General features: G+C 40.4%; 19 protein-coding genes. 10 read left to right on the top strand and 9 right to left on the bottom strand.

Features of this window, described 5'->3' with window-relative positions:
- Window positions 1-3 precede the first annotated feature (3 nt).
- Window positions 4-435, bottom strand: coding sequence for a hypothetical protein (locus QE422_RS13425; RefSeq protein WP_307459249.1), 432 nt, complete (start codon window positions 433-435; stop codon window positions 4-6).
- Between the two features lie 586 nt (window positions 436-1,021).
- Here QE422_RS13425 and QE422_RS13420 point away from each other — a divergent pair.
- Genes QE422_RS13420 through QE422_RS13395 form a run of 6 tightly spaced genes read left to right on the top strand, consistent with a single transcriptional unit; the run spans window position 1,022 to window position 8,322 of the window.
- Window positions 1,022-2,497, top strand: coding sequence for a response regulator (locus QE422_RS13420; RefSeq protein ID WP_307462372.1), 1,476 nt, complete (start codon window positions 1,022-1,024; stop codon window positions 2,495-2,497).
- A gap of 5 nt (window positions 2,498-2,502) precedes the next feature.
- A complete protein-coding gene (locus tag QE422_RS13415) occupies window positions 2,503-6,114 on the top strand; it encodes a response regulator (RefSeq protein WP_307459247.1) in 3,612 nt (1,203 codons plus the stop codon).
- A 15-nt stretch (window positions 6,115-6,129) separates the two neighbouring features.
- A complete protein-coding gene (locus tag QE422_RS13410) occupies window positions 6,130-6,495 on the top strand; it encodes a response regulator (RefSeq protein WP_307459244.1) in 366 nt (121 codons plus the stop codon).
- Window positions 6,496-7,326 carry a protein-glutamate O-methyltransferase CheR gene (locus QE422_RS13405; protein WP_307459241.1) on the top strand — a complete coding sequence of 277 codons (831 nt, stop codon included), beginning with the start codon at window positions 6,496-6,498 and terminating at the stop codon, window positions 7,324-7,326.
- Between the two features lie 12 nt (window positions 7,327-7,338).
- Window positions 7,339-7,911: a chemotaxis protein CheB gene (locus QE422_RS13400; protein WP_307459237.1), complete on the top strand. Its 573-nt coding sequence runs from the start codon at window positions 7,339-7,341 to the stop codon at window positions 7,909-7,911.
- Between the two features lie 48 nt (window positions 7,912-7,959).
- Window positions 7,960-8,322 (top strand): response regulator, encoded by a 363-nt coding sequence (locus QE422_RS13395; protein ID WP_307459236.1) that lies wholly within the window; start codon window positions 7,960-7,962, stop codon window positions 8,320-8,322.
- An 80-nt stretch (window positions 8,323-8,402) separates the two neighbouring features.
- Here QE422_RS13395 and QE422_RS13390 read toward each other — a convergent pair whose 3' ends face one another.
- Entirely contained in the window at window positions 8,403-8,705 is a 303-nt protein-coding gene (locus QE422_RS13390; RefSeq protein ID WP_307459233.1) for a hypothetical protein, read from the bottom strand.
- 314 nt (window positions 8,706-9,019) lie between these two features.
- Here QE422_RS13390 and QE422_RS13385 point away from each other — a divergent pair, with 314 nt between their 5' ends.
- Entirely contained in the window at window positions 9,020-10,246 is a 1,227-nt protein-coding gene (locus QE422_RS13385; RefSeq protein WP_307459231.1) for a PQQ-dependent sugar dehydrogenase, read from the top strand.
- Between the two features lie 106 nt (window positions 10,247-10,352).
- Here QE422_RS13385 and QE422_RS13380 read toward each other — a convergent pair whose 3' ends face one another.
- The 5 genes from QE422_RS13380 to QE422_RS13360 all read right to left on the bottom strand — a co-directional run bounded on the left by QE422_RS13380 (window position 10,353) and on the right by QE422_RS13360 (window position 17,907).
- Window positions 10,353-11,255, bottom strand: coding sequence for an AraC family transcriptional regulator (locus QE422_RS13380; RefSeq protein WP_307459229.1), 903 nt, complete (start codon window positions 11,253-11,255; stop codon window positions 10,353-10,355).
- A 16-nt stretch (window positions 11,256-11,271) separates the two neighbouring features.
- Window positions 11,272-12,279, bottom strand: coding sequence for an aldo/keto reductase (locus QE422_RS13375; protein ID WP_307459226.1), 1,008 nt, complete (start codon window positions 12,277-12,279; stop codon window positions 11,272-11,274).
- 188 nt (window positions 12,280-12,467) lie between these two features.
- Window positions 12,468-14,630: an outer membrane beta-barrel protein gene (locus QE422_RS13370; protein WP_307459224.1), complete on the bottom strand. Its 2,163-nt coding sequence runs from the start codon at window positions 14,628-14,630 to the stop codon at window positions 12,468-12,470.
- Between the two features lie 139 nt (window positions 14,631-14,769).
- The gene (locus QE422_RS13365; protein WP_307459222.1) at window positions 14,770-15,567 is read right to left on the bottom strand and encodes a DUF4249 domain-containing protein; all 798 of its coding nucleotides are present in this window, start codon (window positions 15,565-15,567) and stop codon (window positions 14,770-14,772) included.
- A 3-nt stretch (window positions 15,568-15,570) separates the two neighbouring features.
- Complete coding sequence (locus QE422_RS13360; RefSeq protein WP_307459219.1) at window positions 15,571-17,907, bottom strand: TonB-dependent receptor; 2,337 nt, start codon at window positions 17,905-17,907, stop codon at window positions 15,571-15,573.
- Window positions 17,908-18,281: 374 nt separating this feature from the next.
- On the opposite strand from QE422_RS13360, the gene QE422_RS13355 reads away from it, so the two are divergent.
- Together QE422_RS13355 and QE422_RS13350 are read left to right on the top strand one after the other, a co-directional pair.
- Entirely contained in the window at window positions 18,282-19,448 is a 1,167-nt protein-coding gene (locus QE422_RS13355) for a cytochrome-c peroxidase (RefSeq protein WP_307459217.1), read from the top strand.
- Window positions 19,449-19,846: 398 nt separating this feature from the next.
- Complete coding sequence (locus tag QE422_RS13350; RefSeq protein WP_307459214.1) at window positions 19,847-20,308, top strand: Lrp/AsnC family transcriptional regulator; 462 nt, start codon at window positions 19,847-19,849, stop codon at window positions 20,306-20,308.
- 217 nt (window positions 20,309-20,525) lie between these two features.
- On the opposite strand, the gene QE422_RS13345 is transcribed toward QE422_RS13350, so the two are convergent.
- Both QE422_RS13345 and QE422_RS13340 read right to left on the bottom strand, forming a co-directional pair.
- Window positions 20,526-21,902, bottom strand: coding sequence for a T9SS type A sorting domain-containing protein (locus tag QE422_RS13345; RefSeq protein ID WP_307459211.1), 1,377 nt, complete (start codon window positions 21,900-21,902; stop codon window positions 20,526-20,528).
- 367 nt (window positions 21,903-22,269) lie between these two features.
- Window positions 22,270-23,706 carry a hypothetical protein gene (locus tag QE422_RS13340; protein WP_307459208.1) on the bottom strand — a complete coding sequence of 479 codons (1,437 nt, stop codon included), beginning with the start codon at window positions 23,704-23,706 and terminating at the stop codon, window positions 22,270-22,272.
- Window positions 23,707-23,961: 255 nt separating this feature from the next.
- Here QE422_RS13340 and QE422_RS13335 point away from each other — a divergent pair, with 255 nt between their 5' ends.
- Window positions 23,962-24,762: an HAD family hydrolase gene (locus QE422_RS13335; protein WP_307459206.1), complete on the top strand. Its 801-nt coding sequence runs from the start codon at window positions 23,962-23,964 to the stop codon at window positions 24,760-24,762.
- Window positions 24,763-24,802: the final 40 nt, after the last annotated feature.

Genomic DNA, 24,802 nt, shown 5'->3' with positions numbered 1-24,802 from the left:
TATTCAGCGAAATTTTGTGCCTGAATTTCTGTGGTGGCTTGCAGCAGCAATCCCATGAAAATTATTATAGGTGTAATACAAATCTTTGAAGTAAATTTCATTTTCCATTTCATTCTTTTCCATATACGGAAGATACTTTTCAGTTTGTAATGCTTCATAAGCATATTTTACTTGAGCAGAAACTTCTTTCTTCTTGCAGTTGCAGTACCTATGATCATCCTTTGCATGCTCTTCAAGGTCGGTAACAACAATTTGTGTATTTTCAAGCTTTTTCGACTTTTCAAAGGTTTTACAGTCAAGAGTGAACCATGGTTCGCCATGATAGAAAAAATGATCAATAATATCCGGGTGATTTGCGTTTTTCTGTTCCAATGGTGCAGCTGAAAAATAGCCTTTGCATTCTGTGCAGACAGCGACTTGTATTTTTATCGACATAGTGTTATGATTTTAATGGTGTATCTCTGCTATATCACAAGTTGTGCCAGACCGGGTAGAATTTTAAATGAAATTAAATTTTTAATGAATAAAATTCTCAGAACTGTGGTAGGGAAATAAGACAAAAATAAACGGATGGTTGTAATTATTGCAATAAAAAATCCCCGACTTGCGACGGGGATTAAAAAACTAATAACCATGAAAACTCAAATTAAACATGAGAAATTCGCTGCAAATATATAAACAAAAAAGCAAACCCCCGCAAAAAACGGGGGCTAAATTTGAAAAATATATTTAAGTGAAAAAGTGTTACCAATCTGTATTCAAACACCGTGCCGTGAATAATTTTATAAAAAGAAAATTTTAATTTAAAATAGTATAATTGGTTAAATTTTTACATTTAAACACTCAATTGCCCGAATAAAGATAACTCCACTTTTTTTGATCACTTTTTTTAATAAAAATTTTAGAGAATTTAACATAATGGTATATCTATTGCTGCAAGATACAGAATGACTTTTTTTAGAATATTATCAGTACTTTTGAAACTGATCTAAAAAATAATTAATTATTGATTTACGTTTCTATGATCTTAATTGTTGATGATAACCAAAGTAATCTTTATTCATTAAAAAAATTGCTTGAATCTAAAGATTTTCAGGTAGATACAGCGGATTCGGGCGAACAGGCCCTTGGCAAGGCTCTTAAAAACGATTATGCCCTCATCATTTTAGATGTACAGATGCCAGACATGGATGGTTTTGAAGTTGCCGAAACGTTAGCCGGGTACAGCAAAACAAAAGAAGTGCCGATTATATTTCTTTCTGCAGTAAATACGGAAAAAAAATTCATTACCAAAGGATACGCTTCCGGAGGAAAGGACTATGTAACGAAACCCGTGGATCCGGAAATTCTCCTTCTTAAGGTAAAAACCTTTTATAACCTCCAGGAACAGAATCTTGCGATGAAAAAGACGCAGCAGAGCCTGGAATTAGAAGTAAAGGGCAGGCGGGAATCCCAAGTGACCATGAAGTCTCAGATCGATCATTTTCACCTAATGCTGGAGTCTCTTCCCCAGATTGCATTTACTCTTAATGAAAAAGGAATCGTAGATTTTGTGAATGTAAAATGGTATCAGTATTCGGATTCCGATAAAGAATTTCCTGAAACGCATCCGGACGATTTCAATATAAAAGAAGAGCTTGAAAGATGCAGGAAAAAAGGCAAGGCTCTTGAAATGGAGGTAAGGATTAAAAACCGGGAGACGGGAAATTACCGTTATCATCTATTGCGCATCACACCGGTGCATGAAGAGAACAGCATTAAAAACTGGGTAGGAACCTTTACCGATATTGATGACCAGAAAAAAGTAGAAAAGGAAAAAGATGAGTTCCTGAGTATTGCCAGCCATGAGCTTAAAACACCTTTAACGAGCATCAAGGCGTATGTTCAGTTGCTGGAAAGAAAGCTGAAGCTTAATAAAGAAAGTACGGAAGCCGGATTTGTTACCAAAGTCCAGGACCAGATTGAAAAACTCAACACCCTGATTACCGATCTGCTGGATGTTTCCAAAATTGAAAACGGAAAACTGAAAATTACCCGTAAACCGGCGAACCTGGCAAGCGTAATAAATAACGCCATCGATACTATTCTGCAGACCCATGATGAAAATAGGGTAAAAATAAAACGTGACGGGATTCTTCCGGAGATTCTGATTCCCATCGACGAAATCCGTATTGAGCAGGTTTTAATTAACTTCCTTACCAACGCCATAAAATATTCTCCCAACAACAATCAGGTCATTGTAACCACTTTCCTTGATGAAGAAGAGCAGGAAATAAAAGTAAATGTTACCGATTTCGGAATCGGCATCCCGGATTATAAGCAGGAAGCCGTTTTTCATAAATTTTACCGGGTTGAAGAATCTTCCCTCCAGTTTCAGGGGATGGGTATCGGGCTTTTCATCTGTTCCGAAATCATCAAGCAGCACCACGGTAATATCGGAGTTTCCAGCAAAGTTGACGAAGGCTCAACATTCTATTTTACTTTACCATTAAACTAATTTTCATGCCGAAAAAAATTATACGAAATCTTCAGTTTGGAGTCGGGCTTTCCCTTGTTATCCTTATAGCAAGTTCAATCGCTTCTTATTTCAGTATTCAGAACCAGATGAACCACCGCGAAAGCGTTGGGAAAAGCAAAAGGGCAGTAACCGCCGTAAAGGATGTGATGCTGTCGCTTCTGGATGCGGAAACCGGAAACCGCGGATACCAGCTTACCGGAAAGGAAAGCTTTCTTGAACCCTTCAACCGCAGCGTTGCCGAATATTCCAAGACCTTTGAGTATGCAAAAACGCTGGAGATAACCGATCCTCATCAGAAAAAGCTGCTGGATGAGCTGGAGAAAAATGCAAACGATAATATTGCTACCCAGAAACTTTATGTGGAGAACCGCAGAAAAGGAATGATGATGACGCAGCAGCAGATCCTCGACAGCAAGATCAATATGGACAGAAGCCGACAGATTGTGAAAGAATTTTCGCAGTATGAAGAAAACCAGCTTGCTATAAAAAACAAGGATCTTAACCGTTCTTCAAATACGACGGTGATGTTCATTATATTTTCTGCTATTGCAGCCATCATCGTAACGACCTTCTTCTATTTTAAATTAAGATCCGATCTGATCCGCAGGGAAAAACTGGAAAAAATGCTCAGGGCAAAAGATCTTGAAATTTCCAGAAGGGTGAGTGCCATCCAGAAGATTGCCAACCGGGTAGCCAACGGGGATTATAGCCAGAAAGTAGTGGATACTGCCGAAGACGATTTAGGAGAGTTGGTGGAATCACTGAATCACATGACGGAATCGCTGAAGTTCTCCTTTGATACCATCAATAAAAGCGACTGGCGTCAGAAAGGACTTGCGATTTTAAACGAATCTCTTGTAGGAAACAAAACTGTAAAAGAGGTTGCTACCGCTTCACTGCATCAGCTGGTTGAATATGGAAAATGCATCAACGGTTCCATCTATCTCTATGATGAAGGATTGCTGAGGCTGACGACTGCGTTCGGGCTTGAAAATAACATGAAGAAAGTTTTCGAACCGGGCGAAGGAATGGTTGGCCAGACTTTTATCAGCGAAAAAACACAGGTTTACAACAACCTGCATGAAGATGATTTCGTGGTAACTTTCGCGAGCAGCACCATTCAGATCTACGGTATTATGCTGATCCCGATTTTTGCCGACGGAGGAATTATCGGAATTTTGGAACTGGGATCAACTTCAAATTACGAGCAGGACCGGATTGATTATTTCGTAGAATGCAGCCGGAATATCGGAATTGCTTTAAGTGCAGCCAGAGGCCGTGAGAAAGAACAACAATTGCTGGAAGAAACGCAGGCCCAATCGGAAGAGCTGCAGGTGCAGCATTCTGAACTGGAAAATTTAAATACCGAACTGGAAGCCCAGACCCAGAAACTACAGGCTTCGGAAGAAGAGCTGAAAGTGCAACAGGAAGAATTGATGCAGGCCAATGCTGAACTGGAAGAGCGTTCGAGATTATTGGAAGAAAAAAACCACCTGATTGCCGAACGCAACAACGAAATCCAGAAAAAGGTGGAAGAGCTTGCCTTGAGCACCAAATACAAATCGGAATTCCTGGCGAATATGTCTCACGAGCTGCGTACGCCGCTGAATTCCATTCTGCTTCTTTCCAGACTGATGGCTGAAAATCCTGACGAAAACCTGAATGAAGATCAGATCGAATCGGCAAAGGTAATCCAAAGCTCAGGAAGCAGCTTGCTGACCTTAATTGATGAAATCCTGGATCTGGCCAAGATCGAATCCGGAAAGATGACCCTGGAATATCAGGACGTTGTTATCGAAGATGTCGTAAGAGACCTTAAGAACCTTTTCAATCCGGTTTTCCAGGAGAAAAAGCTTCTGTTTAATATTGATATTGAAGCAGATGTTCAAAAAAATATCCAGACCGACTGTTTGAGGGTGGATCAGGTATTGAGAAATTTATTGTCGAATGCTTTGAAATTTACCACCAAAGGAAGTATCAGCCTGAATATTAAAAACGATCCTAAAAAGAAAGACTTTATAATTTTCTCGGTAAAAGATACAGGAATAGGTATTGCGGAAGACAAGCAGAAGATTATTTTCGAAGCCTTCCAGCAGGCAGACGGTTCTACCAAGAGAAAGTTCGGGGGAACAGGTCTGGGGTTATCTATCAGCCGTGAAATTGCCAGGTTGCTGGGCGGAGAATTGGTTCTTCAAAGCAAAGTGGACGAAGGAAGCGAGTTCAGCTTAATTATTCCGGTAAAAGAAACTGCTGAAATCAAGCCGGCCGAAAATGATCAGAACCTGGTAAAAACGATCCGTGAAGAGGTTGAAGAAATTCAGCATATCCTGGATGAAGGAGAAGATGACGTAAAAGAAGAAATTAATACGCTCAAAATCCCGGATAATGTAGACGATGACCGTAACCAGATAGAAAAGGACGATAAAGTAATCCTGATCATTGAAGATGATACGAATTTTGCCAAAGCATTGCTGAAATACGCCCATTTGCAGAGTTATAAGGCCGTAATTGAAGTAAGGGGAGACCGCGGTCTTGCCGCTGCTTTGCAATACCGTCCGCATGCGATTTTATTGGATGTTCAGCTGCCGGTAAAAGACGGATGGCAGGTAATGGATGATCTAAAATCAAATGCAGATACCAAGCATATCCCTGTTCACATGATGTCTGCACTGCATGTAAAGAAAGAAAGTCTGATGAAAGGGGCTATCGATTTTATCAGCAAGCCGGTCGCATTGGATCAGATGACAGAGGTATTCAAAAAAATTGAAGAAGCCCTTAAAAAAGGACCGCAGAAAGTTTTAATTGTTGAAGAAAATGCTAAGCACGCCAGTGCATTATCTTATTTTTTGAGCAATTTTAATATTTCGCTTTCGGTGGAGAACAATGTGGAAGACAGTGTAAAAGCCCTGACTTCCGATCGTATAGACTGTGTCATTTTAGACATCGGGGCATCAAAAGGAAATGAATACGAGATTGTAGAATCTATTAAAAGCTACGACGGACTGGAGAACCTTCCGATCATTATTTTTACAGAAAGGAATTTATCCAAATCTGAAGAATTGAAGATTAAGCAGTATGCAGATTCTATTGTGGTAAAAACAGCTCATTCCTACCAGAGAATCCTGGATGAGGTAGGGCTGTTCCTACATCTGGTGGAAGAAAAAAACAGTTCCATCGAAACGGTAAGAAATAAAGCGCTGGGCTCCTTAACAGAGGTTCTTAGCGGAAAAAAAATCCTGATTACCGATGATGATGTACGGAATATTTTCTCCCTTACCAAAGCATTGGAAAAATACAAAGTGGAAGCGGTAGTAGCCATGGACGGAAAGCATGCCCTTCAGCAAATTAAAGAAAATCCGGACGTCGATGTAATCCTAATGGATATGATGATGCCGGAAATGGACGGATACGAGACCATTAGGGAAATTAGGAAAATGCCGAAATTCACGAGGTTGCCGATTATTGCCATTACGGCAAAATCTATGATCGGCGAGCGTGAAAAATGTATAATCGCAGGAGCATCAGATTATATCTCGAAGCCGGTGGATATCGATCAGCTTCTTTCCCTGCTCCGTGTTTGGTTATATGAAAGTTAAACAGCAAGAAATCTGATGAATAAGAAAATCTTAATTGTGGACGATGATCCACGCAATATATTTGCTTTGAAACTAACGTTAAAAGCACGGGGTTATCAGACGGAAAGCTGTACAATGGCTCAGGAAGCCATATCGGTCTTACAGAATGACAACCAGTTTCAGGCGATACTGATGGATATGATGATGCCGGAAATGGACGGTTATCAGGCTATAAAAATTATAAAAGATATTCCGTCTTTAAGGAATATTCCCATCATTGCGGTGACGGCTCAGGCTATGCCGCAGGACCGGCAGAAATGCCTGGATGCAGGAGCGCAGGATTATGTGACCAAGCCGATTGATGTGGACAAGTTGATAACATCCATTGAAAAATTAACCTAAATGCTGGAGCCGAGTATTATAAAAGATGAAGAATTGGAATATCTGATCAAGGATGTCTATGATATGTACGGTTACGATTTTTCAGAATACAGCCGCGCTTCGTTTAAGCGACGGGTGAACAGGATATGCCTTATCGACAGGTTTACCAGCTTTGCAGAATTAAGGTATACCATTCTTAACGATCCTGAATACCTGAAACGTTTCATTGAAGAAATTACGGTAAACGTTACGGAAATGTTCCGGGATCCCCAGTTTTTTAAAACTTTGCGGGAGAAAATATTACCGCAGCTGGGTACGTATCCGCTGATCAGGATCTGGGTGGCCGGATGTTCCACAGGAGAAGAAGCTTATTCCATGGCCATTCTGCTGAAGGAAGCCAATCTGTACCAGAAGTCGCTGATCTACGGGACGGATCTTAATCCGTCTGTACTGGAGACTGCCCGGGCAGGTATTTTCCCACTGCACCAGATGAAGCTGTATTCCGAAAACTACATTCAATCCGGTGGTAAAAAAGATTTTTCAGATTATTATACAGCCAATTACGACAGTGTAAAGTTTGATAAAAGCCTGCAGGAGAAGCTGATCCTTTCTACCCATAACTTAGTTTCAGACAGTTCCTTCAATAGTTTTCAGCTGATTATCTGCCGAAACGTTCTGATCTATTTTGACCGCGGTTTGCAGGAAAGGGTGTTCCGGTTATTCGACAATAGTTTGGAAAATTTAGGTTTTTTGGCCTTAGGAGCAAAAGAAACCATAAGATTTTCTAAATTAGATAAAAATTTTCATCAGGTTGATGATCAGAAAATCTGGAAAAAGGTAGATCATCATTAAAGCTTTTACACCATGTACACAAACAGCACGAATACCGAACTTATCGTAATAGGAGGATCTGCAGGAAGCCTGCAGGTGATTCTTGAAATGATAAAGAAACTGGATGACAAACTCCGCTTTCCGATTCTGCTTGTCGTGCATAGAAAAGCCAATGCGACAAATATACTGCAGACGCTGCTTCAGCAGTTCTCGCCGGTAGAAGTAATTGAAATTGAAGATAAGGCAGAGGTAAAGCAGAATAAAATATACATTGCACCGGCAGATTACCATCTGCTGTTTGAAGATAAAAAAACAATGTCGCTGGACAGTTCCGAAAAAATGAACTATTCCCGCCCGTCTATTGATGTTACCTTCAAATCAGCGGCTGAGATTTACGGCGAAAATATGATCGGTGTACTGTTGTCGGGTGCCAATGCGGATGGTGTAGAAGGATTGTCCTATATTAAAAAAAATAAGGGCAGGGTCTGGATACAGGATCCGGAGACAGCAGAAGTGGATTATATGCCGAAACATGCAGTGGAAGAAATAGATTATGATTTAATCATTAATTCAGGTAACTTAGCAGATTATATCAATCAGCTGTAAAGAATAAAAGTTAAAGTCCCTAACTACGTTAAAAATTATAAAATTAGTATGAGTAAAAAGAAAATCCTGATTTTTGACGATGATAAAACGATTCTGGAAGTGATTACGATCATTTTTGAGGAAAACGGCTATCACGTAGAAATTTCAGAAACCTCGCATGATATCCTGGAGAAAGTTGCCCAGTATCAGCCGGATGTTATTCTGATGGATAACTGGATTCCGAAAATAGGTGGAGTAGAGGCAACCCGGCTTCTGAAAAACCATGACGAATTTAAAACCATTCCGGTTATCTATGTAACAGCGAACAACGATATTGTAGCTTTGGCCAAACAGGCACAGGCAGATGATTATGTAGCAAAACCTTTCAATCTGGAAGACCTTGAAGATAAAGTAGCGCAATACCTGCAATAAATCTAAAGATATTTCAAAATAAAAGTCCTTGCAGATGATGCAAGGACTTTTATTTTATCTGTTTTTTCATTTTATACGATTCATACAATTCTTCTTAACGAATTCCAGTCGATCTGCGGATAATTTCTGAGCTTCATCTTCATCGACTGTATGCTGCAGTTCCCGGTGTTAATCTCTGTAATCAGCGAAGTAAGAAACATCTTGATTTCAGGGTCTGATAAAATCTTATCTGAGAAAGTTGTTGCAATAATCGGTTTTCTCGAAACCAGGTTTTCTGTAAAAGTATATTCACCGGTGAGATCAATCTGAATATTAAATTGCTGCTTAATGATAAGATGTATATAGTTTTTTATTAGTTCTTTATTTTCTGATAAATTTTCCATCTCTTAGAGTGTTTCTTATTAATATAATAATATTCATGCCACAATTCTCTTTTTTACTAAAATAATTACAATTTGGAATTGTTTTTTAATAAAATTTTTGCAAACCTCCTGTTGGAGACAATTTGGGGATGTGAACTTTTTTAAAATAATTAGAATTAATCTAATAAGAACATCTGATGGAATTTACGTATTCATTGTACCGATTTTATATAGCCAATCGATTATACTTTGCAAAAATTGCTTGAAAATCATTTACGGCAAAAAATTTGATGCATAAGAACTGAAATTATTACCAAATCACCAAAATTGATTATATGAAAATAACAACTTACCAAATGCTGATTGCAGCATCGATGCTGTTTGCAGGCTGCTCGGAAACGATTGATGAAAACGTGAACAATGGGCCCGTACTTCCGCCTGTAGAAACCAACGCTGCCAATACTAATTACCAGCCTGCATTTCCGGGACAGACCCGGGCCAACGGTGTAAAAACCTCAACGGAATATATTGGAGAAGTAGTTACGTCATCACTATCCGCACCTTGGGGAATTACAAGTCTGCCGGACGGAAGATTGCTGGTTACCGAAAAAGCAGGAACCATGAGAATTGTAAGCAATACCGGAGCCGTAAGCGGTGCGATCACCGGGCTTCCTGCGGTTAATTCAGGAGGGCAGGGCGGACTGCTTGGAGTTTGTGTAGATCCGCAGTTCTCGTCCAACAGAATGGTATATTGGGTGTTCTCTGAAAATGTTTCCGGGGGCAATGTTACTTCGGTTGCAAAGGGAAGGCTTTCAAATTCCGAAACAACCATTGAGAATCCGGTGGTTATCTACCGGGCCAATCCTTCGGCAAATGTAGGAAACCTGCATTATGGAGGAAGGATTCTGTTTGACAGTACCGGAAACCTGTTTGTAAGTTCGGGAGAACGTTCCGATCTTTCGACCAGGCCATTGGCACAGTCTGTTACGGCCGCTTTAGGAAAGATTTTACGAATTACCACCAGCGGACAGCCTGCGCCGGGAAATCCTACCTTTACGCAATCCGGGGCCTTGCCTGAATTGTACAGTATGGGGCATCGAAATCCACAGGGAATTGCCATTCATCCGGTAACCGGGGAATTGTGGCAAAGTGAGCATGGCCCGAGAGGCGGTGATGAGATCAACAGGGTACAGGCAGGTAAAAATTACGGCTGGCCAACCATCACCTACGGAATTGAGTACAGCGGCGCTACCATCGGAAACGGAATCCAGCAGCAGGCAGGTATGGAACAGCCGGTATATTACTGGGATCCTGTGATTTCGCCAAGCGGTATTACTTTTTATAAAGGCAACACCATTCCTGAATGGCAGAATAACCTTTTTGTAGCGTCACTCAGCGGGATGCACATTGCAAGACTGGTTATTGACAATAATAAGGTAGTAGGAGAAGAAAGGCTTCTTGCAAGTGAAAACCAGCGTTTCAGAGATATTACCCAAGGTCTGGACAATAACCTGTATACGGTAACGGACGGCGGAAAATTATACCGCATCCGTAAGAAATAATCAGCTACATGATATGTAAAGGCTGGAAGCCGGAAAACGGATCCTGAAGTTTGTAAAGAAATATTTTTATTAACTTCCTGAATTCATTATCCGGCTTCCAGCCCTTTTAGTTAAACTTAAATTTGGTCCTGAATTCCAAAGGAGCCATATTGGTTTTCTTTTTAAATAAAGTGCTGAAGGACTGTGCGTGTTCAAATCCCAGGGCATAAGCAATTTCGCTCACCGACATCTGGGTCGACGTAAGTCTTTCCTTAGCTTTACCGATCAGCTTTTCATGGATATGCTGTTGGGTATTTTGCCCGGTATGGATCCGAAGAAGATCACTCAGATAATTCGGTGAAAGATTCATAGCTTCTGCCACCTGTTGTACTGTTAAAATTCCTTTTTCCAAACTGTCCTGATGGAAGTAATCATTAAGGTATTGCTCGAATTTCGCCAGCAGCTGATGGTTCCCGCTTTTTCTTGTGATAAACTGTCTTTCGTAAAACCGGTTAGAGTAATTTAACAGCAAATCGATCTGAGACAGAATAATTTCCTGGGTATAGTGATCAATATGACGACACTCTTTATCAATTTTACAGAGAATTTCAACCAGATCGTTTTCTTCATCTTCCGACAGATGCAGGGCTTCATTGACCGCGTAAGAAAAAAATCCGTATCCAGAAATGGTTTGGGCCAAAGGATGTTTCAGAAGAAAATCTTCATGAAAAACCAGAAGGTAGCCTTTTCCGTGGCAATCCATCTCATGAACGTCCAGATACTGAACCTGGTTTGGCGCCGTAAAGCTCAGCACCCCTTTATCGTAATCATAATGCTGCTGTCCGTATCTGATCTTTCCGGTAGCCTCTCTTTTTAAGGCAATGCAGTAAAAGCGGTTGACGAAACCTTTCCAGATCTCATTTTCAGCAAAGACAGCATCTGATAAATTGATGACGCTGACAAGAGGATGCTTCGGTTCGGGCAGAGACATCAGGCGGTGGAAGGCGGAAAGCGACTGAATGGTATGCATAATTCGTATATTAAAATTAATAATCCAGAAGACCCATGCTGAATTCGTCATACGGAGCTCCGGTATCGGTTCCTAAAGGTACGATACTTTCCAGTTTCTCAATATCATCAGCATTTAATTCTATAGAAACCGATGCGATATTCTGCTCAACATATTTCCTGCGCTTCGTTCCCGGAATCGGAACGATACCTTTGCTCATGATCCAAGCCAGGGCAAGTTGGGAAGACGTGATGTTTTTCTCTTCTGCCATTTTGCCGATGGCTTCCACCAGTTCGATATTCTTTTGGAAGTAGTCACCCTGAAACCGGGGAATTCCTCTGCGGAAATCATTTTCAGGAAGATCATCGACGGTTTTTATTTGTCCCGACAGAAACCCTCTTCCCAGCGGAGAATAAGCCACAAAACCGATGCACAGGTCCCGAAGTGTTTTCAGTACTCCTTTTTCCTCTACCGTTCTTTCAAAAAGGGAATATTCGCTTTGTACTGCCGTAATTGGATGAATCTGATGGGCTCTCTGTACTGTTTCGGAAGAAACTTCGGATAATCCGATGTACTTTACTTTTCCTTCCTGTACCAATTCACTCATCGCACCTACCGTTTCTTCAATCGGGGTATTTTTGTCTAAACGGTGCATATAATACAAATCGATGTAATCGGTGTTTAAATTTTTCAGAGATCTTTCAACGGCCTTTTTTACGTATTCCTTTTTGCCGTTGATAGCCCAGGTAATTTTATGCTGGTCATCGATTTCCCAGCCGAATTTAGTAGCAATAATATACTGGTCACGCTGTTTGCCGATGGCTTTTGCAATCAGCTGCTCATTCTTCAGCGGGCCGTACAGGTCGGCGGTATCGAGGAAGTTTCCACCCAGCTCAAACGAACGGTGAATGGTGGCGATTGCTTCCTGCTCGTCTGATTTTCCGTAGGTATCGGCCTCTTCAAAGCCGGTCATTCCCATACATCCCAAACCGATGGCCGGAACGGTCAGTCCCTGATTTCCTAATGCAATGTGTTTTAAATTCATATTCTGATTTTTATTACAACAAAATTCCGCAGAAATAATGAAGCGGATGTATGCAAAACAATGAAGGTTGTATGCAAATTACAGATGGGTAAAAATAAACGGACTGTGAAAAGAATTCAAAGTCCGTTTGGTAATAAATATTCTGGAATTATTTTAAAGTATGAGCCACATTTCAAAAGAATAAAAGGTTATTTTCCGCCGCCGCCGTTTTTCTCTACATCGGTTTTGGTATTTTCTTTCACTTTCTGGTTTCCGAAACGTTTGACGAATGAGATCGAAGCACCGTACCAATCCCATTTGGAAGAATTTCTGAAAGTTCCGCCCTGCACATAGGTGGTCGCGTCGTAATTTGGACGCTGGAAAATATTCATCAGCTGAAGGCTGACCTCCATCTGTGTTTTCGGGAAAATTTTCGTTGCCGAAATATTATGGAAAATATTGGGTTTGTTGGTAACGGAATTTCCGTTGTTCTGATTGGAAACTTCTACCCATGCACTGATGTTGATGTTCTTATTAAACAGATTAGTATAGGTAAGATTGGTAGAAGCGCTCAGGTAACTGATGTAATTATTGGCATTACTTAAACTGTTTTTCTGATTAAAATCGCTGTTGTCGATATAGTACCAGCCCAAACCGAGATTCACGGTAAATTTATTCTTGAAAAAAGTCTGGTTGGTATTGGCAAAAACGTAATACTTATGCACTTTCCCGGCAAAGTTTGATTCCTGGGAAATGGTTTTGTTTCCTTCCGTAACATAGTCGGTCCAGTAATCCTGATCGGTGAACATATACCTTGCGGAAATAAAATATTTCTTCAGAATCCCCAGTTTCATATAAACCCGGTCGCTGGGGTTAGGTTCAAGGCTGATATTCCCGCGGCTGTAGAACCCGTCACTGTTCGGGATCATGAAAGGGTTGAATTCCGCATACCACGGACGCCAGATGTTTTTGCTGTAGGTTAAGCTCAGGTCATATTTATCAGAGAAGGAATATTTCAGCAAAATATTCGGCAGGAGTTTACCGTATGAGTCTTTGCGTGAGGTACCTGCTATGTCCTGCCGGATTTTGTAGTCGATATGTTCGTAACGGAGACCGATCCGGGTTTCCAGTTTTTTGAAAAAGGTTTTGCTGTAATTGGCGTATAATGAGTTGATATTGTCTTCGTAATGAAAAACATCATGGCTGCTGAGTCCGGAGAGCATATTTCCATAAAGGCTGTTCGGAATCACATTGTTGTTGAAATCCATTTTTCCTCCGACTTCAAAATTGCCGCCGGATTTTCCTAGAGGCTGCGTGTAATCAACTTTAACGTAATAATTCCGGTTTTCGGTATCGGTAAGAACCCCGATTTGCTGGTTCTGAATGACAGTTGGTGATGCCGCATCAATTATGTTTTTAACAAAGTAGTCATTGGTAGACTCACCGTAATAATTGCTGCCCAGATTAATATCCAGGATTTTATTCTTTTCCTTGTCATACCATTTGTAGAAAAGATTGGTCCCTAAATTCCGGTTCAGCCCATCGGAATTCCGGCTTTGGGTGTAAGAATTGGCGAAAATGCCATCCACATTCTTCAGCCCGTCAGCATCGGCAGTGGAAAGCGAGTTGCTTTGGTAATATTCCAGGATGACCCCAACCGTATTTTTGCTGTTGAGTTCAAACTCCGAAGTTGATGAAAGGGAAGGGTTTCTGGATTCCCCAATGGTTTTTGCATTCCGGAATGTCGTGGAATTATCTGCGTATATCGTCTGAATACTGGAATTACGCTGCACATTGATATTATTGCCATAGCTTCCGATCAGGGTCTGGGTAAAATTTTTCTTATGGTAATTAACGTTTAAATTGGCATACTGCGAGTTTTTGGTGTTTTGCCGGTTGTTTAGGGTAACACTTCCTTTAAAGCCCTCGTCATCCCGTTTTTTCAGCACGATATTGATAACGGACCCTGTTGCTTCGTATCTTGAAGAAGGGCTGGTAATCACTTCGATCTTCATCAGGTTATCGGCCGGGATGGTCTTTAAGTATTCCTTTAATTCTTTTCCTGTAAAAACAGATTTCCTGTCGTTGATATAGACCGTAACAGTTTCACCTTCCGCTTTGATGGCATCATTGTTATCAATGCTTACCAACGGTGTCATTCGCAGGACGTCCCAGGTGGTATTTCCGGCAAGCACGGAACTGTTGGCAACATTGAAGACGGTTCTGTCGACTTTGGATTCTATAGTAGGCTTTCTTACCGTGACGGTAACGCCCTCGATGGCTTTTTCTTTCGATTTAAGAGTATCCTTCTCTGTTTGTGCAAAGGTGAGAATGCCAGCTAAAAAAGCAATGGGCATCAAAATATTTTTCATGTAAACTAGGTTTCTACCCATAAGACATTCCAAAGAAGAGGTTTGTTACATCAGTTAGAATGAATTGTATAAAAAGATAATACTTTTGCCCGGAAATAAGGAGAGCTATTCCTGATCTTCTGAATAGCTCATTTGATTTTTACTGGATTACCTTGGTCTTGGTTCTTACCGTATGCGCAGAGAAATATCCGAGTGCTCCGTTGCTGATGTTGCTTGGTGGATTTGCCGGAGTAACGCCCGATCCTGCACCGCCATCCAGAATCTGGAGCAGCGCCGAGTAATAGGTAAATATATTCTGATCGATGCACTGCATTTCAACGTAGATGGTATCGCCTGACTTTACCCTGATACCGTCTTTATCATTGGGCATCAGCAGAGGTCTTTGGTTGGGTAAACCGTTATTGACGTTATCGGAAAATTCTGCGAAAAGCTTTTGGGAGCTGTTATTTACCGAAAATACAAAAAGATAACGGTTGCCCAGCGCAGGAGGATCTGTAAAGACCGGCAGCAGGGTATAGGTGGTTTCTCCGGCGATCGGGAAAGAATCCTGATCGAGTCCGTCGAAAGAGACCGCCTGAGGCATGGTGCTCTGTGCAGTATATTGTTGTCCTTCCGCCGTCACTTTCAGCGTGTAGGTTCTGCCAGGCTGCCCGGTGAAATGGGCGGTTTTATAATAGCCGTCTCCAAGATAGGTCAGCGTTTCGGTTTGCCCCGTATTGTCGCTTACCACGACCTGGGCGTTCTCAACAGCGGTATAAGGCACTGCGGTCGTATACGCTACCGATTTGGAGATTTTCACAAGATAGGGTCCGGTATCATCCGTAATATTTCCTTCGATAACGATTTTTCCGCTTTGGTCTTCGAGATCGAGATCAATATTTTTTTCGCAGGAAGTAAGAAAAAGCAGGGATACTATACTTAAAAACAGATTTTTCATCGATTAAAATTTAAAGTTGTAGGTGATGTTCGGAACCCAGCGGAACAGCGAGGTCTGTACGGCGCGGTACGTTCCCGGATTGTCCGGATTATCCTTGAAAGCAATGGAGTAGGCATTTTCACGCCCGTAAATGTTATAGACCCCGAAAGACCAGGAGCCTTTAAAACGTTTATTGCCGCCGGGTTCATAAGTGGCATTCAGGTCCATTCTGTGATAGGCGGGCATCCGGTCGGCGTTCCTGCTGCTGAACTGTAGGATCGACTGGCCGTTAAGCTCGTATTTCCCCGTGGGAAAAGTTACTGCATTGCCTGTACTGTAGACAAACAATCCTGAGAAAGACCATTTGGGATTTAGCTGGTAAGTTGCCACCACAGCCAGGTCGTGGGTCTTATCTATCCGTGCATTGTACCATCGATTATCGTTGATCCCATCTATTTTTCTTTCGGTTTTCGACAGCGTATAGGAAATCCAGCCGGTGAGCTTTCCGCTTTTCTTCTTGGCAATCAGTTCCAGACCGTAGGCTCTGCCTTTTCCGAACAGCAGCTCGCTTTCCACATCAGCCGCGGTATCAAACGTGATCTGTGCTCCGTTCTTATAGTCGATCTGGTTCTGCATCGATTTGTAATAGACTTCCGCATTCAGCTCATAATTGTTATTGTAGAAATTCCGGCTGTACCCGACGCTTACCTGATCTGCTATTTCCGGCTTTACGGTATAGCTGGTTCCGATCCACTGATCCGTAGGGTTTCCGCTTCCGCTGTTGCTTAGAAGATGCAGGTTCTGCGTATTCCGGGAATAGCCTCCCTTGATGCTGCTGACTTCATTCAACCGGTAATTGGCCGTAATTCTGGGTTCGGCATTAATATATGTTTTTCCGAATTTTCCTTTAGCCAGAAATTTTGCACCCATAAAGATTCCGTTTTCATAGAGGTTATAGGTATCTCCTCCCAAAACACTGAACATCGAAAGCCTCAGTCCGTAATTGATCGTCAGCTTTTCAGTGGCTTTAAAATCATCATTGATATAAACGGCATTTTCCCAGGAGTATCTTGGATTTCTCGGATAGCTGCTTACACTGGTTCCTGAAGCGCTGCTTGGGGTAAGGGTATGGTAAATAGACTGAAGCCCGAATTTTACCGAATGCCTGTTGCCGGCAAACCAGGTAAAATCCTGCTTCAGGTTCCAGTCTTCGATTTGGGAAGAAAGCCCGAACGTATTGTTATTGCTGCTTACGCTGAAATTGTAGTTGTAATTGCTGTAAATAAGAGATGTATTGGAAAACAGCTTGCTGCTGATAATGCTGTTCCAGCGCAGGGTAGCGGTTGTGTTTCCCCAATCCGAAGCGAAAGTGTTTCCCAATCCCAGCACATCGCGCCCGAAGTATCCGGATAAATAAAGGCGGTTGTTCTCATTCACTTGGTAATTGGCTTTTAAATTCAGATCGTAGAAGTACAGTTTATTGTCTTTGAAATCATCAGTTGCTTTCAGGAAAAGATCGGCGTAGGTCCTTCTTCCCGATATGATAAAGGAGGACTTTTCTTTTTGAATCGGTCCCTCAACACTTAACCTGCTGCTGATAATTCCGATGCCTCCGTTGACGTTATAGGCTTTGTTGTTTCCGTCTTTCATTTTTACATCCAGTACCGAAGAAAGCCTTCCGCCGTACTGGGCCGGACTGTTTCCTTTGATGATGCTGGCATCTTTCAGTGCATCGCTGTTGAAGGTGCTGAAAAATCCGAGCAGGTGTGAAGCATTGTATACGGTGGCTTCATCCAGCAGGATAAGGTTCTGGTCCGTAGCGCCGCCACGCACGCTGAATCCGCTGTTGCCTTCGCCGTTGCTTTTGATTCCCGGTAAAAGCTGGATGGTTTTCATTACGTCCCGTTCCCCGAAAAGAACGGGCAGCTTTTCAATATTTTTAATGCTGATCGTTTCTGTTCCCATCTGGGCAGAACTCAGGTTTTTGTCTTTTTTAATACCTGAAATAACCACTTCGTCGATCTCTGCCGTCCGGTCTTGTTCTTCTCCGGAATCCAAGAGCAGGTCCTGTTTCGTATTGTCATCCACGGTAATGCTTTGCCGGAAGTCTTTAAAGCCGGGATTTGAAATCATAAGATGATAGGTTCCTTTCGGCAGCGATAACGAATAAAAGCCGTAATCGTTTGATATAACGGAAATGCCCGGATCTTCAGCTACTTTTACCGTAACACCGATGAGCAATTCACCGTTTTTTTTATCTTTTACCGTACCGCTCACCGAGTAATTCTGCTGGGCAAAAACCATCGTGCTGAAACAGACGGCTGCTGCAGAAGTAGCGGCTTTCAGGGATAATATCTGCATGTAAATTTGTTTATTATTTAAATGAGGCTTAAATATAAGTTTATTACTTCTCAATTATATAAACATGGGGTGAATTTTTATGGTACTTTTTTGAAATGACTGTATTTGGTAAATTATTCACGGTGTTGATAGCCGCTTGATTTTACCGCAGGATCAGACAGGGGGGATTTCCCTGAAATTTTTCAGCATATAAGGCAGCTAAAGGCGTTTCACTCTGTATACAGTTTAATTTTATCAATTCTTTATTCGTCTTTGTGGTTGCAGATGCAGGTATATTACAAATTGATTTCCTGTAGAAACAGTTTTTCGGATCGTTATTTTTAAATGAATACAATTTAAAAAATGTTATATTTTTGCGGAAACTCCTGACGGCTATGAAGAATGTCTTAAGTTGGATTCTGGTTTTGTTTCTTGTTGTTTCACTACTGCATAACTGTTTAAGCAATACCGTACAAAAAGAGATCAACCGGAAAAAAGCTTTTCTGGACCACCTGAGAACACTATATTCTTCGGGGGATGTCTCGCAATGGCCGAAACCCATTCTTGATCCGGAATCAAGGCCTACATTTTCAGAGATCGGTCATCTTCCTGAAATTTCGTTTCCTGAAAATAATCCGTATTCGGCGGAAAAAGAACTGTTGGGAAGAACGCTCTTCTTTGATCCTAGGCTTTCCAGATCCAATCAAATTGCCTGTGCCTCATGCCATGACCCTGAACTGGGCTGGTGCGACAACAGGACATTTTCTTTCGGTCACGACCGGCAGCTCGGATCCCGCAACGCCATGAGCATTCTGAATGTAGCGTATGCCCGGTCTCTATTCTGGGACGGCCGTGCCAAAACACTGGAAGAGCAGTCGCAGATGCCGATCCAGGATGAAAAGGAAATGGGAGAGCATATTGATATTGCTGCCGGGAAAATTTCTAGAATAAAAGGATATGAAGTGTTATTTGAAAAGGCTTTCGGCGATAAAACCGTTTCAAAAGACAGGATTTCAAAAGCCCTTGCCGCTTTTGAAAGGACGGTAAAAAGTACGCCGAGTAAATTTGATCTTTTCATTGACGGCAAGTCGGATATTTATACAAATGACGAGCTGATGGGCCTCCATCTTTTCCGGACCAAAGCACAGTGTATGAACTGCCACAATTCGGGATATTTTTCCAATCATCAGTTTGAAAATATAGGAACGTCTTTAATGGGCGAAAAAGGAGAGGATCTGGGAAGGTATCTTGCGACAAAAAATCCGGAAGATGCAGGGAAATTCAGGGTGCCGGGCCTGCGCGAAGTATCCCGGACAGGGCCGTGGTTTCATAACGGATCGATGAAAACGCTGGCGGAAGTCATCCGTTTTTACAGCAGGGGAAATCCTGAGCACTTTCAGAAAAGATCAACAGTTCATGACGGTATTATCTTACAGTCAGAAAAATCGGGAATGGTAAGGATGCTGGAATTGTCGGATGAAGAAATTTACCAGCTGGAAGCCTTTTTAAAAACCCTGTCTTCAGAGCCTGAGAATAGTAGGGTTCCTGAACTGCCAAAATAAAAAATAAGGCAAGCAGAATTCATTGACCAAATATTCGTTATCATTCATGCCCTAAAAAACAAAAAGCAGCTATATTTACATATGCTGCTTTCCCTAAGATTAATTTAAGTATAACTTAATGATGTACTTTAACTGAAATTCTTATTGGGTTTATAATTAAATTTTAAAAAGGAGACCACTCCCCAATTAGAGTGATCTCGATATAAAATATTCCCTTCTATTTTATTACTAAAACAGATACCATATTCTGGTATTTTGTTTTGAGTAAAATTACATATAAAGAATATATGATTGATAATATTTTATAAATTCAGCAAATTAAACTTTTAAAAATGCATTATGTAGAATAATATTCTTTATATTTGCCAAATTGATCACCTATAAAAGAATAATATTCTATGGAACAACTGGATAGTAAGGATATGCAGCTGTTGAGACTGCTTCAAAATGATGCAAAATTAACGGTTAAAGAGCTGGCAAAGGAAGTTAATCTTTCGGCATCACCCGTTTTTGAAAGAGTAAAAAGGCTTGAACAGGAAGGGTATATTCAAAAGTACGCTGCTATCCTGGATGCAGAAAAGCTGAATCTTGGTTTTACAGTATATTGCCAGTTAAAATTAAAGAGCAATGACAGCTACCTGGCGATGGAATTTGAGCGTGAGATTCTGGAAATCGAAGAAGTGGCAGAATGTTACAGCATTTCCGGAGATTTCGATTTCCTTCTTAAAGTACATGTCCGTGATATGAAGCAGTACCAAAATTTTGTTTTCAATATTTTAGGAGCCGTTCCTTCAATCGGCAGCAGCCACAGCACTTTTGTGATGGCACAGGTGAAGAATACGCATGGATTAATGATTTAAATGGAGCATAGGTCTGCATTATGATAAAAGATCAGGATATGGAATTACTAAAAAAGTTTTTAATGGTAGAGGTTAAAAGTTAAGCTTATCAGGAATTATTATTATCTGTTGTAATTGAATTCAGTCATTATAAACGTGTAAAACAAAAAACCTGAGCATTTCAATTGAAATACCCAGGCTTTCCTAATATGCTACTTATCAATGATGATTCAATTGTCTATTTTTTTATCAGCTTTTGTACTGAAATTTTGCCGTCTTCATAAGTCGCTTTTACTAAATAAACACCTTTCGGGGCATCGGAAATATCAATCTGGTGCTCAGAAATTTTTGCAGCTATTATCTGTCCGACAGTATTGCTCACTTCTACAGATTTAATTTTTCTTGCGGCTTTTATAGATACTAATCCGTCTGTCGGATTCGGATATATACCGAAAGTATCGGAAGTTTTAACGTCATGTACGGCAAGGTTGTTCAACGACATTCTTTTTACCCTTGTGCCGTTTTCGGAATAAGCCACCACCACATAATTATTTACGGGATCAATAGCGATATCGTTATAATTAGAAGCTGCTGTTGAAATAAAAGGATCTCCGAATCTTTCCCAGTTTCCTGATGAGGTATTAAAGCGATATACGCTGTTTCTTCCATGGTTGCTGTTCGAGCTGTCCCAAATCGCTGCAACTACGTACGGGGCACCTGCTGGAGTTACTGCAATGGCGGTGTTGTTTACCACACTGTCCGAAAAGTTAGCGGCACCGATCTGTACCCACGTATTTCCTGAAAGTTTCTTTACATTCAATTTTCTTCCTTCCGCAGTGCTCGATACATATACAACATAGGGAATATTATTACCGTCCAGCGCAATATCAGAAAAAGAACTGTCTGAGCTGTAGGCATTGCCTACCGGACCTCCTCCTACAAGTGTCCAAGCATCTGATGAAGTTGCATTGGCATTTATTTTATAGATGTTGAACACACCTGAAGTGATCTGCGAAGCATAAACCATATTATCCGAACCCACTGCTATTTTAGGGAAAGTAGCGCCTCCGGGAAATCCTGAGTTTCCTACCTGCTCCCATGCTCCGCTGCTGCTGTTATATCTTCTTACTGTTCCGGACCCATCAGCACTATATGCAAAAAGTACGTTTGAAGGTGAAGTTGTAATCGAGTGGAAGTTGATGCTGTTGGTCGTGGCCATCGGAAGCGAGCCCCATGATCCTCCACTGAATTTTCTAATCTCCATTCCCGTATTCGGATAGCTGGCCTGATTGCTGTAATAGATATTTCCCTGAGGATCGGCTGTAAGCGAATTGTAGGTCGCAACACCGGTTGTAATTCCTGCGGAGCCTCCCACGTAAGACCATGTAGTCCCGTTGAATTTCTGTACGGATCCTTTCGTTACAGTCGTGTCATAATATGAGATATAATAATTTCCAGAAGCATCTACAACCAGATTATTATAGCTGCTGTTGCCTGCTGAAACCAAGGCAGACGAACCTGCGTTGCTCCACTGTTGGGCAGAAGTAAGAATGGCAAGACCGACTCCGCAAAAAGTAAGAGCCTTTTTAAAGGTAAAAAAAGAGATGTTTCCCATAATAAAGAATGTTTTAAGAAATGTGAAAAATTTTATGGATTTTCAGATCTTAATAAATTGCGGTTTGGTGGAATTGTTCTGGTAAAGAACTGTGAACAAATTTATAGATTGATTTGGGAAAACATGCTTTTTACGTAGAAATTATCAAGAAAATAGGTACTAATTTGATACTTTTTTATTGTTCTATGATGAAATAGTGTGAATAATTCAATTTACATTTAATTTTTATTTTGAATTTTAAAGGAATTTAAAGCATCATTGAATTTAATATAATTAACAATGAATATTTAAAAATTAATATTTATTTAATAATAAAATTATCATAGTCATAATTGAGAAATATGGAAATGTAAAGGTTTTGTATAAATCAGATACTATCGATCCAGTGATAAATATCGATTTGCTGAGGAATATCCAGCTTTTTACGGAGCCTGTATTTTTTATTTTGTACGGTTCTGGTTTCTATAAAAGTATATTTTGCGATTTCCTTTGTTGATAACTTCAGTTTTAAAAGGGCACAAAACTCAATTTCAGACTGTTGAAGATCCGGATGTATTTTCAGTAACTTTTCAGAAAATTCAGGAAACGCATTTTCAAATGCAAACATAAATCCCGGATCGTTATTTTCGAGAAGGGCCATAAGGTTTTTGTACGTTTCATGCAGATAGGCATTTTGTTTAGGTTTGGAATCTACGTTTGCAGTTTCTATATTCTTTTTGCCGTTATTCCTTAATCTGAAAAAAAGAAAAACAAAAATTAATGAAACCGATACCAACAAAATTCCCAGAAGCAAAAGTCTTTTATTGAAAGAATGTTTCTGTTCTTCCTGATCTTTGCTCATTACTTCCTGCAAAGAATTGTATTTACTCTGAAGCATTTGCAGGTCATTCTGCTTTATTTTATTTTCATAGAATTCTGCACTGTCTTTTTGGTTTTTTGTGAGGTAAATTTCCTTTAAAGATTTATAGATGCTGTTAAGGTTCAATTCAATACCGGTCCGTTTTCCGATTTTTAGAGCCTTATGGAAATTTTTCACCGCGTTTTCATAATCTTTCAAATGCTCATGATACTGGCCGATCACGGTATAATTATCGATCATGGATTTATCGTACGAAACGTTCTTCGGCTTGATCCCAACCGATTTCATGGCAAAATAATACGCGGAATCGAGATTGTACTCTACGTAAACTTTTGAGATATTGGAATAATTGAGGTATTGAAAGTCAGCAAATTCTCCGGGGTCTTTCAGTTCATTACCACTTTTTATTTCCTCTCTGAGTTTCTGTGCTGCCTTCCGGGGTTCGTTTTTATCCATATATACATTGGCAAAGCTGCTTAAGACATTTGCTTTTGCATAGAAAATCATCTTGCTTTTTGAATCGTCTTGTTTTAAGGTATTGTAAGCATTCGTCAGGTGCACAAGAGCTTTATCATAAAATTTATTTACAGAATAGGTCTCTGCCAGGTAAACATCGGCCATGGCTTCATAATATTTGTTGCCGTAAGTACCGGCTGCTTTTTGCAGTTGTTCGGAGGCGATAATAAGGCTGTCGATCTGGCTTTTATAGTAAAAATACCTGCATTTCTTCTCCAGGAGCTTCATTTCGGAAAGTGAGTCTTTAAGTTTCCTGGATTCTTTAATGAGTCTGTCCAGATCACGATAGGCTTTATTGATATCGGTATCGAACAGCTTCGAATTTTCGGTGACTTTATTCTTGAGGCCGGAAATATTTTTCTGCGACTGAGCATGGATTTTTACACAGGAAAAAAGGACAAATAAGAATAGCAAAAAGGATTTATTCACGATATATTGATGCTCAGGTTTATTGTTTTTTAGTTGAATGCTTAGGTAAATTTAGGAATTTTATTATTAAACATCCAATTGTTTGTTAGGTTTATAATGATTTTATTTAATTAAATAAAATACAAGAATAAAGATTTTATAATTGTATTAAATGAGGCATTAAGCAATAAAGGCAGGCCGTTTGCATTGTTGATATACGATTAAATATTTATATAATATATTTGTCGCTAAATTCAATTACTGAAGAATATTTTTATGGATGATATAAGGATGATCGTAACGGATATGGACGGTACTTTTCTGAACTCACTGCATGAAGTTAGCCCGGAATTCCCGAAAATTTACGAAGAACTTAAAAAGAGAAATATCCTGTTTGTGCCTGCAAGTGGAAGGCAGATGCTGGGAATTACCAAATATTTTGGTGATACGGAAAGTGAAATGGCTTTTATCGCAGAAAATGGGGGATATGTAATTTATAAAAATGAAGAACTGTTTGCTGATAAGCTGGATCCGAAATACATTGCTGAAATCATCACAAAGATTCGCGCGATTCCGGGAGCAACAGCCGTTCTTTCAGGAAAGAAGAAAGCCTATTTTGATACTGATAATCAGGATTTTATCGATTATATTTCACAATTTTATGCAGACAGCGAAAGGAGGGAGGATCTTACCGAGGAAGTGCATGACAGTATTTTTAAAATTGCGGTCTACCATTCCGGAGGGTCGGAACTGAGTGTATATCCTGAACTAAAGGAATTTGAAAAGTATGACCTGGATATCGTAGTTTCCGGACAATATTGGCTTGACATCATGAACAAGAACATTAACAAAGGCGCCGCACTGGAAAAGTTGCAGAAAGCCTTGAACATTACCCCACAGCAAACCATGGCCTTCGGAGATTATATGAATGACATCCAGATGTTGGAAAATTCTAAATATTCTTATGCTATGAAAAACGCGCATCCTTCCGTGAAAAAAGCAGCTAGCTTTGAAGCGTGTTCCAATGATAATTTTGGTGTCCTGAAAATCATCAAAGATTATCTGAATATCAACTAATAAAATAAAGAGTTATATTTTCCAGCCTTCAGTTTTTAAG

It is taken from the genome of Chryseobacterium sp. SORGH_AS_0447 (genome assembly GCF_030818695.1).
GTDB lineage: Bacteria > Bacteroidota > Bacteroidia > Flavobacteriales > Weeksellaceae > Chryseobacterium.
This window is presented reverse-complemented; position numbering and strand designations above follow the sequence as displayed.

Bases quoted from the DNA above. Each gene is read 5' to 3' on its own strand.
- QE422_RS13425 (WP_307459249.1), bottom strand. From the start codon at position 435: ATGTCGATAAAAATACAAGTCGCTGTCTGCACAGAATGCAAAGGCTAT.
- QE422_RS13420 (WP_307462372.1), top strand. From the start codon at position 1,022: ATGATCTTAATTGTTGATGATAACCAAAGTAATCTTTATTCATTAAAA.
- QE422_RS13415 (WP_307459247.1), top strand. From the start codon at position 2,503: ATGCCGAAAAAAATTATACGAAATCTTCAGTTTGGAGTCGGGCTTTCC.
- QE422_RS13410 (WP_307459244.1), top strand. From the start codon at position 6,130: ATGAATAAGAAAATCTTAATTGTGGACGATGATCCACGCAATATATTT.
- QE422_RS13405 (WP_307459241.1), top strand. From the start codon at position 6,496: ATGCTGGAGCCGAGTATTATAAAAGATGAAGAATTGGAATATCTGATC.
- QE422_RS13400 (WP_307459237.1), top strand. From the start codon at position 7,339: ATGTACACAAACAGCACGAATACCGAACTTATCGTAATAGGAGGATCT.
- QE422_RS13395 (WP_307459236.1), top strand. From the start codon at position 7,960: ATGAGTAAAAAGAAAATCCTGATTTTTGACGATGATAAAACGATTCTG.
- QE422_RS13390 (WP_307459233.1), bottom strand. From the start codon at position 8,705: ATGGAAAATTTATCAGAAAATAAAGAACTAATAAAAAACTATATACAT.
- QE422_RS13385 (WP_307459231.1), top strand. From the start codon at position 9,020: ATGAAAATAACAACTTACCAAATGCTGATTGCAGCATCGATGCTGTTT.
- QE422_RS13380 (WP_307459229.1), bottom strand. From the start codon at position 11,255: ATGCATACCATTCAGTCGCTTTCCGCCTTCCACCGCCTGATGTCTCTG.
- QE422_RS13375 (WP_307459226.1), bottom strand. From the start codon at position 12,279: ATGAATTTAAAACACATTGCATTAGGAAATCAGGGACTGACCGTTCCG.
- QE422_RS13370 (WP_307459224.1), bottom strand. From the start codon at position 14,630: ATGAAAAATATTTTGATGCCCATTGCTTTTTTAGCTGGCATTCTCACC.
- QE422_RS13365 (WP_307459222.1), bottom strand. From the start codon at position 15,567: ATGAAAAATCTGTTTTTAAGTATAGTATCCCTGCTTTTTCTTACTTCC.
- QE422_RS13360 (WP_307459219.1), bottom strand. From the start codon at position 17,907: ATGCAGATATTATCCCTGAAAGCCGCTACTTCTGCAGCAGCCGTCTGT.
- QE422_RS13355 (WP_307459217.1), top strand. From the start codon at position 18,282: ATGAAGAATGTCTTAAGTTGGATTCTGGTTTTGTTTCTTGTTGTTTCA.
- QE422_RS13350 (WP_307459214.1), top strand. From the start codon at position 19,847: ATGGAACAACTGGATAGTAAGGATATGCAGCTGTTGAGACTGCTTCAA.
- QE422_RS13345 (WP_307459211.1), bottom strand. From the start codon at position 21,902: ATGGGAAACATCTCTTTTTTTACCTTTAAAAAGGCTCTTACTTTTTGC.
- QE422_RS13335 (WP_307459206.1), top strand. From the start codon at position 23,962: ATGGATGATATAAGGATGATCGTAACGGATATGGACGGTACTTTTCTG.